13 protein-coding genes are annotated in these 13,919 nt (G+C 34.1%); 12 read left to right on the top strand and 1 reads right to left on the bottom strand.

The window, feature by feature from the left end; translation table 11 throughout:
• Positions 1 to 58 precede the first annotated feature (58 nt).
• The 12 genes from DEU39_RS16640 to DEU39_RS16585 all read left to right on the top strand — a co-directional run bounded on the left by DEU39_RS16640 (position 59) and on the right by DEU39_RS16585 (position 12,731).
• The gene (locus DEU39_RS16640; RefSeq protein ID WP_120232701.1) at positions 59 to 1,192 is read left to right on the top strand and encodes an FAD-dependent oxidoreductase; all 1,134 of its coding nucleotides are present in this window, start codon (positions 59 to 61) and stop codon (positions 1,190 to 1,192) included.
• Between the two features lie 285 nt (positions 1,193 to 1,477).
• A complete protein-coding gene (gene rocD / locus DEU39_RS16635) occupies positions 1,478 to 2,725 on the top strand; it encodes an ornithine--oxo-acid transaminase (RefSeq protein ID WP_062675727.1) in 1,248 nt (415 codons plus the stop codon).
• Positions 2,726 to 3,526 carry a glycosyltransferase family 2 protein gene (locus tag DEU39_RS16630; protein WP_062675726.1) on the top strand — a complete coding sequence of 267 codons (801 nt, stop codon included), beginning with the start codon at positions 2,726 to 2,728 and terminating at the stop codon, positions 3,524 to 3,526.
• A 1-nt stretch (position 3,527) separates the two neighbouring features.
• Positions 3,528 to 4,292 (top strand): polysaccharide deacetylase family protein, encoded by a 765-nt coding sequence (locus DEU39_RS16625; protein ID WP_120232700.1) that lies wholly within the window; start codon positions 3,528 to 3,530, stop codon positions 4,290 to 4,292.
• 53 nt (positions 4,293 to 4,345) lie between these two features.
• The gene (locus tag DEU39_RS16620; RefSeq protein WP_062675724.1) at positions 4,346 to 5,092 is read left to right on the top strand and encodes a glycosyltransferase family 2 protein; all 747 of its coding nucleotides are present in this window, start codon (positions 4,346 to 4,348) and stop codon (positions 5,090 to 5,092) included.
• A gap of 4 nt (positions 5,093 to 5,096) precedes the next feature.
• Complete coding sequence (locus DEU39_RS16615) at positions 5,097 to 6,083, top strand: hypothetical protein (RefSeq protein ID WP_062675723.1); 987 nt, start codon at positions 5,097 to 5,099, stop codon at positions 6,081 to 6,083.
• A gap of 3 nt (positions 6,084 to 6,086) precedes the next feature.
• Positions 6,087 to 7,274, top strand: a complete 1,188-nt coding sequence (locus tag DEU39_RS16610) for a glycosyltransferase family 4 protein (RefSeq protein WP_120232699.1) — start codon at positions 6,087 to 6,089, stop codon at positions 7,272 to 7,274.
• Positions 7,275 to 7,277: 3 nt separating this feature from the next.
• Entirely contained in the window at positions 7,278 to 8,513 is a 1,236-nt protein-coding gene (locus tag DEU39_RS16605; RefSeq protein ID WP_120232698.1) for a glycosyltransferase, read from the top strand.
• 76 nt (positions 8,514 to 8,589) lie between these two features.
• The gene (locus DEU39_RS16600; RefSeq protein WP_062675720.1) at positions 8,590 to 9,837 is read left to right on the top strand and encodes a glycosyltransferase family 4 protein; all 1,248 of its coding nucleotides are present in this window, start codon (positions 8,590 to 8,592) and stop codon (positions 9,835 to 9,837) included.
• Complete coding sequence (locus DEU39_RS16595) at positions 9,837 to 10,976, top strand: glycosyltransferase family 4 protein (RefSeq protein WP_120232697.1); 1,140 nt, start codon at positions 9,837 to 9,839, stop codon at positions 10,974 to 10,976. Before DEU39_RS16600 ends, DEU39_RS16595 begins: the two co-directional genes overlap by 1 nt.
• Positions 10,955 to 11,857, top strand: coding sequence for a glycosyltransferase family 2 protein (locus DEU39_RS16590; RefSeq protein ID WP_228436818.1), 903 nt, complete (start codon positions 10,955 to 10,957; stop codon positions 11,855 to 11,857). The genes DEU39_RS16595 and DEU39_RS16590 overlap by 22 nt, the downstream gene beginning before the upstream one ends.
• Entirely contained in the window at positions 11,850 to 12,731 is an 882-nt protein-coding gene (locus tag DEU39_RS16585) for a hypothetical protein (protein ID WP_120232696.1), read from the top strand. Before DEU39_RS16590 ends, DEU39_RS16585 begins: the two co-directional genes overlap by 8 nt.
• Before the next feature lie 52 nt (positions 12,732 to 12,783).
• Here DEU39_RS16585 and DEU39_RS16580 read toward each other — a convergent pair whose 3' ends face one another.
• On the bottom strand, positions 12,784 to 13,749 hold the full coding sequence (locus tag DEU39_RS16580) for a hypothetical protein (RefSeq protein ID WP_120232695.1): 966 nt from the start codon (positions 13,747 to 13,749) through the stop codon (positions 12,784 to 12,786).
• Positions 13,750 to 13,919 lie beyond the last annotated feature (170 nt).

The raw sequence follows: 13,919 nt of genomic DNA, 5'->3' as shown, positions 1-13,919 counted from the left end.
TGAACGTTTTTGGTTTTTTCAGCCCTTAATTTTGCCTCATAATATAAATGCAATCACAATGAAAATAGCAATTATCGGTGGCGGAATTGGTGGTTTGACAACAGCTTTAGCCTTACAAAAAAATAATCTGGACGTTACCGTCTACGAAAGTGCACCCGAAATAAAACCTGTGGGCGCCGGAATCATTATGGCTAATAATGCCATGCAGATTTTTGACAAACTAAGCATTCGCCACAAAATCGAAATGGCAGGTCATAAAATTTCAACTATTAACATTACTGATCCACAGCTCAAAACCATATCGGACGTACAACTGAATACATTCGAAAGTAAATATGGAGTAAGCAACACTGCCATCCATCGTGCTGATTTACAAAATATTCTAACTGAAGAAATTGGTTTTAAAAACATTGAACTTTCTAAACGTTTATCCAAAATCGAACAGGAAAACGGTTATCAACTCACTTTTGAAGACGGAACTATCGCTAATGCAGATGCTGTTATTGGAGCAGATGGAATTAAATCAGTAGTACGTCATCAAATTTTAAATATTGGAAAACTCAGATCTTCCAAGCAAAAATGCTGGCGTGGCGTCATCGAATCTGATTGGACAGAAAAATATAATCACCACGCTTATGAAGCCTGGGGAAAAGGCAGACGCTTCGGCTTCGTGAAAATTAGTGATCACAAAGTTTACTGGTACGCTGTGGTTAACGAGCACCTGGTCAAAAATCCCAATAATCTTGCTGAGCTTTTTGCTGAATTTAATCCCGAAATTCCAAGAATGATTTCCGTAACACCGCAAGAAAAAATATTTGTTAGTGACATTATCGATTTGGAACCGATTTATCAATGGCAAAAAGACCGTGTTTGCCTGATTGGCGATGCAGCCCATGCAACGACTCCTAATATGGGACAAGGTGCCTGCCAGGCCGTTGAAGATGCATATATCCTCGGAAAACTTTTTGGTAAAGGGAAAAACGTGGATGAAGTCTTCACTCAATACGAAAAACTGCGTATGAAAAAAGCGCATTACATTGTTCACACAAGCTCAGCCATCGGTAAAATTTCACACTATGAGAACAGTCTGGCAGTTTGGCTCCGTAATACTTTACTAAAGGCAACACCTGGCTCTGTTAACGAAAAACAAATGGAAAAAGTTTTTGATATTTCGTACCAGAACAATTTATAAGACAAACCCTAATCAAAAGCTATTTAGGGAACAGCATTTAAAAATTATAGTCCTGATGGAACAGCAAATCAATATCGGAATAATTAAAATGTAAAATTATCTTCTCAGTATAAATTTCTTATTCTTAAAGATAGAATACCTGCAACTGTTATCCGTTAAGAAAATATTTTCCATTAGAGGATTCATTTTACCTCAAAATATACTCTAATCACAGCCTTATACTCTACTCTATTTTTGTTTATGAGTATCATTAATATTGCGTAAATTTGTTGAAAACCAAAATATATGTCAACAGCAGAACAAACAAAAAACTCGCAGTATTTTATTGACCTTGAAGACAAACATGGAGCACACAACTATCACCCACTTCCAGTAGTTCTGGACCGCGGAGAAGGTGTTTTCGTTTGGGACGTGGAAGGTAAAAGGTACTATGATTTTCTTTCAGCATATTCTGCCGTGAACCAAGGACATTCTCACCCTAAAATCGTAGGTGCTTTGGTAGAACAGGCCCAAAAGCTTGCTTTAACTTCAAGAGCTTTCTACAACTCTAAATTAGGAGAATACGAGCAGAAAATAACAACTCTTTTTGGATTTGATAAAGTTTTACCAATGAATTCCGGAGCTGAAGCTGTGGAAACTGCTGTAAAACTAGCCAGAAAGTGGAGTTATGAAGTAAAAGGAATTGCTGAAAACGCAGCGAAAATTATCGTTTGCGAAAACAATTTCCATGGAAGAACGACAACTATTGTTTCTTTCTCTAACGATCCGGATGCCAACCAAAACTACGGACCTTTTACGCCAGGATTTATCAAAATTCCTTATAACGATATTGCAGCCTTAGAAGAAGTTCTGAGCAGAGAAGCTGGAAATATTGCGGCATTCCTTGTAGAACCTATTCAGGGAGAAGCCGGAGTATATGTTCCGGATGAAAACTTCCTTAAAAATGCTTCTGAATTATGTAAAAAATACAATGTTCTTTTCATTGCTGATGAAGTTCAGACAGGTATTGCAAGAACAGGAAAACTGATTGCATGCCACCACGAAAATGTACAGCCGGATATCCTGATTTTAGGAAAAGCACTTTCCGGAGGAATGTATCCTGTATCTGCTGTATTAGCAAATGATAACATCATGAATGTTATCAAACCGGGACAACACGGTTCTACATTCGGAGGAAACCCTATTGCCTGTGCAGTAGCAGTGGCAGCATTGGATGTGGTAGCTGATGAAAAACTGTCTGAAAGAGCAGAAGAGTTAGGAAAGCTTTTCAGAGCTGAAATAGAGAAGCTTATTGAAAAGACAGACCTTATTACCAAAGTAAGAGGAAAAGGTCTTTTAAATGCTATCCTTATCAATGATACCCCTGATAGTTCTACTGCATGGAACCTTTGCTTGCAATTAAAAGAAAACGGATTGCTGGCAAAACCTACGCATGGCAATATCATCAGACTTGCACCGCCATTGGTAATTACTGAAGAGCAATTGCTGGATTGTGTGAAAATTATTGAGAAGACAATTCTTGAGTATAAATAAATGGCTCTTTCCCTTGCAATCATTACTTATAATGAAGAAGAGAATATTGTAAGACTTTTAGATTCATTAACAGATATTGTGGATGAAATAATTATTGTCGACAGCTTTTCTACAGATAAGACCAAAGAGATTTGCACTCAAAAATATCCTCAGGTAAAATTCTTTGAGAAAAAATTTAATGGGTATGGTGAACAAAAAAACCATGCCCTTGCTCTATGTTCCCATGAATGGGTTTTGTTTCTGGATGCCGACGAAGTTCCTGATGAAACTCTGAAAAGATCTATACAACGCATTACTTCTTCTGGAAGCACCGGATTCAATGTGTATAAAGCAAAATTCAACAATCATCTTGGGATTCACCTGATCCGATTTGGTGGTTGGGGAAATGTATGCCGTGAAAGGCTTTTCAGAAAAAAATATGCAAAGTATTCTGATGATAAAGTCCATGAATTTTTGATTACTGATCAGAAAGTGGGTCTTATGGAAGGAAAGCTGGATCATTATACTTACAAAAGCATTCATCATCATGTTTCGAAAATCAATAAATATTCGGATATGATGGCTGAAAAGATGTTTGAGAGAGGAAAAAGAATCAATAGATTTAAAATTATTGTAAGCCCAATGTTTGAGTTTATTAAGGTTTTTATTTTCAAACTTGGTTTTCTGGATGGATTTCCAGGATTTTACATTGCCAAAACAATGTCTTATTACACCTTCCTGAAATACATAAAATTGCATGAAAAAACACGACTGTACGAAAAAATACGGTTGCAGGAAATTGAAAAAAATACAGTAAAATAGTATGATTCTGTATCTTATTCCTCTTTTATTGGCGGTATTTATCGTTGTATATTTCCGTCTCTATTTATTTGCCTTTCCCTACAACAGACTGGTCATTCTTATGTATCACCAGGTTGAAAAAGAAAGTCATGAAGATCTTACCGTCAGTTTAAAAAATCTTGAACAGCAGTTTTCATATCTGAGTTCGAAAAAATATACTTCCTATTTTTTTTCGGAACTTACTCTTTCAGCAAAAAGAAACATTGTCATCACCTTTGATGATGGATATAGAAACAACCTTGAGTATCTCCCCTCTTTACTGGAAAAGTATAATCTGAAGGCAACAATTTTTATTCCAACAGGATTTATTGAAAAGGGATATAATAATTATTCAATGATGACCTTTGATGAAATCAGAAGTCTGGATAAAAAATATTTTGAGATTGCCCTTCATAGCCATGCCCATGAAAATGTAAGAAACGTGTCTTTAGACTTTATAGAAAAAGATCTAAAAAAAAACATGGAGATTCTCGATGCCGAAAATATAAGATATTCAAAGGTTTTGGCATATCCTTATGGAAAATATCCACAAAAAAAACATGATAAATTAGCATTTTTTTCTATTTTGAAAGAATTAGGAATTGATTTTGCAGTAAGAATTGGAAATAAAGTGAATTATTACCCTACCCAGCGCCCATACGAACTGTGTAGAATTGATATAAAAGGCAAAGATTCGCTTATAAAATTCAAATTAAAACTTATCTTTGGCAGACTAAAACTATTTTAAAAAACAATTTTAGGGAAGTATTTACTTACTTCTCTGTCAAACAAAGCGTTGTGATGAATATAAGTGGTTTGATCATAACATATAATGAAGAAAAAAATATACAGGATGTCCTGGAATCTTTTGATTTCTGCGATGAAATAATAGTAGTAGATTCTTTTAGCACGGATAACACTGTAGAAATTGCAAAGAAATTCCCCAATGTAAAGGTGATTCAGAATAAATTTGAAGACTTTACAAAGCAAAGAAATCTGGCTCTGGATACTGCAACCAATGACTGGGTTTTATTTTTGGATGGTGATGAGAGAATTACACCAGCCCTGAAGCAGGAAATTATTGATAAGCTGAATAAACCCGGGCAAAAAGATGCCTATTATTTTTACAGGAAATTCTTTTTTGCCCAGAAACCAATTCATTTTTCGGGAACACAGTCTGATAAAAATTTCAGGCTATTCAGAAAATCGAAAGCCAGATATATGGCAGGAAAAAAGGTACATGAAACTCTGGAGGTTAATGGAACCATTGGAGTTTTAAAAAATAAATTACTCCATTACTCCGTTTCAGATTATGAATCTTACAAAAAAAAAATGATTCATTACGGAGTTTTAAAGGGGAAAGAACTGGCTGCTAAAGGAAAAAAGTACAGTGTTTGGATTCAATATCTTAAAACTGCTTTTAAATTTTTTAAAGCCTATATAATGAGACTTGGTATTTTAGACGGAAAAGAAGGCTATCAGTTATCTTACCTGCAATCTTTAAGCGTTTATGAAACCTATGAATCATTAAAAAAAGAGCAAAATTAGTTGAATGAAGATTTGTATCATTAGTTATGATTTTTGGGATTATGATAAGTATATTGTTGAAACATTATGCCAGCGAGGTATTGATGCTCATCATATAAAGATCAGTACCGTTACTCATTCCAACTTCAACGAAAGAGCTGTAAATGCTTTAAGCAAAACTTTTTTAAACAAAAATCTTAAGACTGAAAAAAGACAGAAATATGTTCTGGATTCTCTGGAAAAATTAGGGCATCAGGATCAGATTCTGGTGATGAATCCTGATACATTTGATCTGTCTACCCTTAAAAAAATCCGAAAATCTACAGACCGTCTGGTAACCTATCTTTACGATAATCTTGAAAGAGTTCCTGTGGAAGACAAACTCTATCTTTTTGACAAAGTATTTTCCTTTGATTATATTGATGTTAAAAAACACGGCTTTGAAAAATTAACCAATTATATTTATCTTCCGCATTGTGCAAAAGAGTCTCAAAAGCCTGAAATGGATCTTTTTTACATTACCTCTTATGACAACAGAAGGGTTTCATTGATAAAACTATTGGCTAAAAAGCTCATTGAACAAGGATTGAAGTTCCAGATTATGATCATTGGAAAAAAATCCTGGAAGCATCAGCTCACCAATATGTTCATGACAGTGCCTAAGAATCTTTTCCTGGTGTTCAGCATTAAGAAGATTCCGCATAATGATCTTCCAAAATATTATAAGAATTCAAAAGTACTACTGGATTTGATGCGTGAAGGGCAATATGGACTCAGTTTCAGAGTTTTTGAAGCCATGTCTCTGGAAAAGAAAATCATAACTGATAATGAAGCCATTAAAACCTATGATTTTTACAATCCCAATAATATTTTGATTTTAAACAAAAATATTAGTAATCTTGACAAATCTTTTTTTGAAAAACCTTACGAGAAAATTCCGGAAGAAATCTACTACAGATATACTTTGGATAGTTGGGTAAATAAAGTTTTTGAACTCGATACTAAAAACTGACAAATGGGAATCTTAAAAAAAATAAAAAAGCACTTCGAAAGAAAAGAAAAACTTAAAAACCTTCAGTCTAAGGATATAGTCAACATTAATCTGTATGACGCTTCCCAAAAAACAATCCTGTTTGCATCAAGAGATTTTCCTGCCCACGATAAAGAATCCGGGGCTAACAGACTAAAAGAACTTATATTTATTTACAAAGAATTAGGATACAACTGCATTTTATTTGCACCCCATATGTTTGAAGACGATTCTTATGTGAAGTTTTATCAGCAGCATAATGTTATCGTTTACATAGAGAACAATAAGTACAGGAATATTTATGATTTCCTGTCTTCTTTTAAAAAGATAGATTACGTTTGGTTCAACGGCCCTCTGGCGCTGAATCTTTTTTATAAAAAAATGAAAGCCATTTTACCTTCTGCCAAATTCATTTATGATATGGTGGATATTCATTTTTTAAGGTTTAAAAGAGCGATCGAACTGGAACCGACCCGTATTTCTTTAAAGAAGAATTATAAACATTTTTTCCGTCTGGAAACTGTCGTTGCCCCACAACTGGATTATATCATTGCTATATCTGATAAGGAGAAAGAAATTATGAGCCAGTATGCGGACAAAAATAAGATCGTTACAATATCTAATATCCATTATCCTAAAATTGATATTTCTGAGCGAAAAAGCTTCAGTGAAAGCAAGGGAATTACCTTCATTGGTTCTATTCACGAGCCGAATATTGATGCAGTAAAGTTTCTCTATGATAAAATAATGCCTATCGTCTGGAAAACCAATCCTGAACTGGAAGTAAGCATTATCGGGAATGTTGCAGAAAAACTTGACCTTAAACTATTTCCTAAGTTTAAGTTTTTAGGTTTTGTGGAAAGCATTGAAGAGCACTTTATGAATTCGAAAATTATGGTGGCACCTTTAAGATTCGGTGCTGGTGTGAAAGGAAAAATCGGACAGGCCTTTGAATACTTTTTTCCTGTGGTGACAACGGATATAGGAGCTGAAGGAATGAAACTTACCGATAAAAAGAATGTACTGATTGCCAATGATGAGAACAGTTTCGCAGAGGCTATTATTCAGCTGAATAATGATGAAGAGCTTTGGAATACTTTAAGCAGAAATTCTGTGGACAGTCTGAGAGCATTTTCACCTGAAGAAGTAAAAGAAAAACTTAAAACATTATAATCCATGTCATTAAGTGTAAATTATCACGGTTTTTTTGATGGAAATTTCGGAATTTCCGAAGCTACACGGCTGAATGCCATCGCTTTGGAAACAATCGGCATCAAAGTCAACCGGATTAATTATTCCAGTGAAACTTTTGAAAGAATTGATTCGGGCTCCGAGTCATCATCTTCTATTAATGTTTTCCATATTAATATCAATTTTATCAACAATTTCTTTTCTAAGAATCAGGATCTGAATCTTAAGGATCATTATAATATTATTTATTGGGCCTGGGAATTTCCCGAAGTTTCCGAGAAAGTTGTTGAGATATTAAATGTCTTTGATGAACTGTGGTTACCCAGTGATTTCTGTGTGAATATCTTTACAAAGTATACAGGAATTCCTGTGATCAGATTTTCTCATCCGATCCAAAAAATGGCAGAGTCTAAGGATTTTCAGCTAAGCCAATATCATATTTCTCCGGAATCAAAGATCTATCTGACGATTTTCGATTCTCTGAGTACCACCATCAGAAAAAATCCGGAAGCTACGCTGGAAGCTTTCACAACAGTTTTCAAAGAAGATAAAAACAGTGTTCTTATTGTGAAAACTCATAATCTTGAAAGAAGCAAGGATGCTCAGAAAGCGCTGGAAGCTTACCAAAATATTCCGAACGTCATCATCATTAACGAGCATTTTTCAAAGGAGAAACTACATTCTTTGATCCAGCAGTCTGATGTTCTGATTTCTCTCCACGGTTCAGAAGGTTTCGGTCTGACGATGGCAGAAGCCATGGCCTATGGAAAAATTGTTGTCGGAACGGGCTATTCCGGAAATCTGGATTTTATGAATGTAAATAACAGCTTCCTTATCCAGTATGATTTCATCAAAACATCCAATACAAAAGGACTGATTGACGAAGGCTTAACGCTTGCCAAGCCTAGCTTGAAAGATGCTGTTGAAAAACTCCAGTATATCAAAAACAATTTTGACAGTCTGGCTTCAATGAGAGAAAAGGCAAAATCACAAATTGCTGAGAATTTTTCTATTCAATCTATCGGAGAGCTATTTAAAATCAGATTGAATTTCATTGATGGTTTTGGTAAAAAAGAAAGCACCGGAGGCGGTGATGTCAATAATGTTTTCTATTTAAGCGAAATCGAAAGATTAAATTCCAGAGTTCATTATCTCGAGCGAACTCTTTATAATAAAATCAGAAAGAAAGTCAATGCTTTCTTCAAAAAAGGCAGAAAGTAATTGTATTGGTTAATGTTCTGGTTCGCCAGCTTATAGACGAATTGTTATATTTACGAATGAGCTTATCATATTTCAGATGAAAGACAAAATTGCAATAGTAGTCCAAAGATATGGGCTGGAGATCAACGGAGGTGCAGAACTTCACGCAAGATTATTAGCTGAAAAATTGTCTGCTCTCTATGATATTGAAATTATTACAACCTGTGCTATAGAATTCGAACGTTGGGATAATCATTACCCGGAAGGTGTTGAAATTATCAATGATATTAAAGTAAGAAGATTTAAAACGTTAAAAAAGGATTTAAAAAGATTTAATGAGCTCAGTAAAACAGCCCGTAACTTATATAAATATTATAGTAGAAAGCTAAGCTTTTTAAACTTCCCTTATTTGCTTTATAAGAGATTTAAATACAACAAAAAAAACTTTAATTTCAATGAATGGTTAGAAGTACAAGGACCATTCTCCCCGGATTTAATTCAATTTATAAAAGAGAAAAAAGAAGATTACAAGGCTTTTATTTTCTTTACCTATTTATATCACCCAACCAATATAGGAATCAGAGAAGTTGCTGACAAAAGCATTCTTATTCCAACTGCCCACGACGAGTCTCAGTTTTATCTTGATGGCTATTCTCAATTGTTTTCTCTTCCAAAGTTCATCATGTACAATACACAGATTGAAAAAGATTTTGTAGAAAGCGTTTATCCTCAGGCAAAAAAGTTAAAATCAGAAATTGCAGGAATTGGTTTTGATGATTATGATGCTGCATCGGGTGAACTCCCTAAGGATCTTTATCAGACCAAATACTTTATTTATATAGGAAGGATTGTTGAAGACAAAGGCTGTGTCATGATGATTGAATATTTTAAAGATTTCAAAGAAAAACATCCTGAATATCGAGATGTAAAGCTCGTTTTGGCAGGCAAAAATTCTCTTGAGGAAAAAATAACTCAGGGAGATGATATTATCCTTACGGGATTTGTAGACCACGACCTCAAAAATGCTTTACTGGAAAATGCCAGCGCACTTATAATGCCTTCATTCTATGAAAGCCTTTCATTGATTACATTAGAAGCCATGTTATTGAAAATCCCTATCATTGTAAATAAAAACTGTGAGGTTTTGTATTCTCATATTGAAAAGAGTAAAACCGGAAAAAGCTTTACAAACAGTACAGAATTTTCCCAGTCATTAACGTTTTATATGCAACAATCACAGGATGATCTTGTTTCTGAAGGCATCAAAGCGAGAGATTATGTTTTAAAAAACTATTCATGGGATACCATCATCAACAAATTTAATTCCGCCATTACATCTTTATAATGACAAAAAAAATTCTATTTTTTTTTCCTGAAAATCCATTTTCAAACAGGGCAGGAAATACTACGAGAGCAAAAACGACCCTTACTGTTTTAAAAAAAATGGGATATCATATTGACCTGGTAGGAGCCGCTGAGATTTATAAGAGCCAAAACGACACTACAGATATTGATCAAAATATTGTTGATCATCTGTTCTTAATTAAACACAGACCATTAAAAGTAAAAACATCTTCCGCATATTGGAAGCACAAAATATCAAAATTTTATAAAAAGCCTAATGAATATAACCACTTATTGACAGATTTTGCCAAGCAAGAATTTTCTAACATCTTCAATAAGGAAAAATATGATGCCATCATTATCAATTATGAATTCTGGGCTGGATTAGTTGATCATGAATCTATGAAAAATACTTTAAAAATCATAGATACCCATGATTGGATTACCCTGAATGAGTTCTACAAAAACAAATCATTAGATATCGGAAAACGTTTCAATGAGGAAATCAATAATCTTTCAAAGTTTGATAAAGTAATCACCATATCAGAAGATGAAAACCTTGTTTTTAAAAGATTTTTAGGTGAAAAAGTAATCAATATACCGCCTTCTTTCCCATCTCATTTCGAAAAAAGTGATGGTGATAAAAAGTATGATCTGATTTTCGTAGGGTCTGAAAACATTTTCAATATACAATCCATACAGTGGTTTTTTGATCATGTATATCCATTGCTTCCTCCAAATATCAACATTGTAATTATCGGGAGAATTTGCAAGCATATTCAAGAAAGAAAAGGTGTTACCTTAATAGAATTTGCAGAAAGCCTGGAAGAGTATTACCACCAGTCAAAAATTGCAATTTGCCCAATGCTGGAGGGCACAGGAATCAAAATTAAAGTCATAGAAGCGTTATCCTATGGCCTTCCTATTGTGGGAACAGAAAGAGCGATTGATGGGTTCCCTTCAAAAACTTCAAATGGATGTCTGGTAAATGATCATCCTGAAATTTTTAAAGATCAGATCATGTCTTTACTACTGGATCAATCTTATTATCAGGATATGAAAATACAGGCTGAGGAATATTTTAAAAATAATTTTTCTGAAGAAAAAGCAATTGAAAAATGGAAAAAGATTTTACACTAATGGATGACCTGGCCATTATCATACTGAATTACAATTCTTTTGAAGATACCCAGCGAGAAGTTAATTCATTATTAAACGAAGGCATTTCGCAACAATCTATTTATGTAGTAGATAATCATTCAAAAGACAGAAAGGAAATAGAGCAACTGGGCTCACAAAAGCAAATCAATTATATTTTAAGTGATTATAACGGGGGTTATGCTTTCGGTAATAATTTAGCCATTAAAAAAGCGATTGAAGACGGCAGGAATTATTTTTTACTATTAAATCCGGACATTGAAATATCCCGCAGCACAATTAGTCAGTTATATAACGATTTAAAAGAATTTCCAGATATAGGAATCATTGGCCCAAGAATCTGCTACAGAAACATTCGTGACAGAATATTCTCAGACGGTGGGCTGTTATTCCCGGAAGAAGGTTTTCAGGGAGGACACACCCATTCTGAACAGGATAAAAACCATGTAAATGCTCCTCATTACAACTACAATATAAAATATGTAGATGGAAGCGCCTTGATGTTCCGAAAAGAAATATTGGACGATGTAGGCTTAATGAACACCAGCTTTTTCATGTATTATGAAGAGTCTGAATGGTGTCTGCGGCTTCTTAAAAACACCCAATGGAAAATTGCCGTCAATACACAATGTGAAGCTTTCAATCTTGCCAGTGATAAAGGCAGTTTTTATGAGTATTACATCACCAGAAACCGGATCTGGATGTGCAGGCTGTATGACGGGAATTTAAAATATGTAACCAAAGAACGATGGAAGTTCGCAAGGAAAGCCCTTAAAAAAAGAAAAATTTCCATGGCGAAAGCGTACATAAAAGGTATATTAGACGGTCTTTATTCCAATTTAGATAAAATAAAAAATGAGTAAAAAAAATATTATTAAAGTAGGATATCTTCTATCATATGACTACTGTTACATCTTTACATCTCTTAAGCATATTTATGAACATGCGGACTGTATTGTGATAAGCTATGATGCCAATAATAAGACATGGGCAGGTAATGATATTCATATTCCTGAAAGTGTTTTCAGTGATATCAAAAAATTGGATACTCAGAATAAAATCATCTTTTACAAAGACACTTTTTTCATTGAAGGGATGCAGCCAATGGAGCTGGAGACCAGACAAAGGAACATGATGGCAGAAAAAATGGGCTCTGGCGGATGGCATATCCAGATGGATGGAGATGAATATGCTTATGACTTCGGAGTATTAGCAAAGTTTTTGAAAGGGAATAAATTTTTACTAAAGAACCCTGCAAAAAATCCTTTTAATTTTCAGGTAAATTTTGTGACATTATTCAAACATAATGCGGAGGGATTCTTTGTTATTACGCCTTTTGATGAAAAGTGTATGCTTATTACAAACAATCCTCAATATGAATATGCAAGAAATACAAATAAAGGCAGAATTCTGCCACTGGATTTTTATTTAATACATCAGTCATGGGCGCGGGAAGAAAGTGAAATTTCAGAAAAGATCAATAACTGGGGGCATAAAAATGATTTTGACACTTCAACGTTTTTAAACTCCTGGAAAACGGTGAATGCTGACAATTATAAGACATTCATAGACTTTCATCCTTTATATAAAGGCATTTGGAAAGAGCTTTCCTTTTTCCCTGCAAAAAACATTGATGAATTTATTCTTTCCTTTTCAAAGAAATATCCTCAGCAAAAACTCAATCTGAATTTATCTTTCACGAAAAAAATAAAGATGAGAATTAGAAGTCTTTTTTAATTCTTTCAGACCAAAATAAAAGGCTAATGTAACAACATTAGCCTTTATTATTTTATTTGATAAAAACATTTTCAAATTTCTCCATAACTGCCCGCGGATTGAAAAGTTCTGAGTAACAATCCCAGTTTTTACCTGCATCCGGTTGAAAGCTCTTCAGGATTTGCATGATATCCTGCTTATCTTTGTATAGAATAGCTTTATCTCCCAGAATCTCCAGATGTGATTTCTCATCAGATCCGGACCATGTTATAATAGGTTTATTTTTAATAGAAAACTCACCTACAGCCATTCCGAAACTCTCTCCTTGCGTGCGGGCATGCAAAAATGCATCAGAAGTATTAATAAATTTCACTTTTCTTTCTACATCAGTAGTCGGTGGAAGAAAAATAATATTCTTGTAAGACCTGAAAAAATTTCTCTTTACAAATTCATCAGTTCCCATAAAAACAAAGTATATATTTTTATTTTTCAGAGCCGTTTTCTTTACGGCTTCCATTACAAAACCAATATCAAAAGTTTCAGTTCCTCCATATCTTGCAAATACCACTGCATCTTTCGGAATATTAAGTTCAGCACGAAGGTCTCCACTCACCTCGGGAAGATCTACAATGTGGGGAACAAAAGGAAGCTTTCCTCCGCTCATCGTTTTGGCCAGCCATTCAGAAACATAGGCATAAACATCTCCATAGGGTTCGTTGTATTTAAAAACCGCATGAATAGCCGTTTTAATAAGCTCATGAGGAGTATCTGTTTCTCTTTCTCCGGATTTTATTGCATAGAAAAGATCTGCATTTGCCTTTTTAATAATTTCATCCCTTTCCTTGATGTCGCTATATCCAACAACGTTAAACCTTTTTTTAAAACGTTCAATAGCTTCTTCAGCATTATTCGGACTATTTTTAGGATAAAGAATCATCGACTCGTTACCAAGCATTTCCTCATTATAATAAGCATAATCAAAAAGAGCATTGGACGTCCCTCTATAGCACAATTGATTTTCGTGGAAAATAATTTTCATTTGTTAGTAAGTTAAATTATTTAGTTTCAACCCTTCTCAATGACAGTGCTAAAAGTATTATGAACTTATTTCTGTAGTTTCTGAGATAGTTTCTGATAAAAACAAAGTGCTTTTTCATTGATAAACTAAACTAATAAGCTACAAAAATACATTTTTACCTATAAGCGAGT

The sequence above is a fragment of the Chryseobacterium sp. AG363 genome (genome assembly GCF_003610675.1).
GTDB lineage: Bacteria > Bacteroidota > Bacteroidia > Flavobacteriales > Weeksellaceae > Chryseobacterium > Chryseobacterium cucumeris.
This window is presented reverse-complemented; position numbering and strand designations above follow the sequence as displayed.

Coding starts and splice junctions, on each gene's coding strand:
- DEU39_RS16600 (WP_062675720.1), top strand. CDS start 8,590: ATGAAAGACAAAATTGCAATAGTAGTCCAAAGATATGGGCTGGAGATC.
- DEU39_RS16580 (WP_120232695.1), bottom strand. CDS start 13,749: ATGAAAATTATTTTCCACGAAAATCAATTGTGCTATAGAGGGACGTCC.
- DEU39_RS16610 (WP_120232699.1), top strand. CDS start 6,087: ATGGGAATCTTAAAAAAAATAAAAAAGCACTTCGAAAGAAAAGAAAAA.
- DEU39_RS16625 (WP_120232700.1), top strand. CDS start 3,528: ATGATTCTGTATCTTATTCCTCTTTTATTGGCGGTATTTATCGTTGTA.
- DEU39_RS16615 (WP_062675723.1), top strand. CDS start 5,097: ATGAAGATTTGTATCATTAGTTATGATTTTTGGGATTATGATAAGTAT.
- DEU39_RS16590 (WP_228436818.1), top strand. CDS start 10,955: ATGGAAAAAGATTTTACACTAATGGATGACCTGGCCATTATCATACTG.
- DEU39_RS16640 (WP_120232701.1), top strand. CDS start 59: ATGAAAATAGCAATTATCGGTGGCGGAATTGGTGGTTTGACAACAGCT.
- DEU39_RS16605 (WP_120232698.1), top strand. CDS start 7,278: ATGTCATTAAGTGTAAATTATCACGGTTTTTTTGATGGAAATTTCGGA.
- DEU39_RS16585 (WP_120232696.1), top strand. CDS start 11,850: ATGAGTAAAAAAAATATTATTAAAGTAGGATATCTTCTATCATATGAC.
- DEU39_RS16595 (WP_120232697.1), top strand. CDS start 9,837: ATGACAAAAAAAATTCTATTTTTTTTTCCTGAAAATCCATTTTCAAAC.
- DEU39_RS16630 (WP_062675726.1), top strand. CDS start 2,726: ATGGCTCTTTCCCTTGCAATCATTACTTATAATGAAGAAGAGAATATT.
- DEU39_RS16620 (WP_062675724.1), top strand. CDS start 4,346: ATGAATATAAGTGGTTTGATCATAACATATAATGAAGAAAAAAATATA.
- rocD (WP_062675727.1), top strand. CDS start 1,478: ATGTCAACAGCAGAACAAACAAAAAACTCGCAGTATTTTATTGACCTT.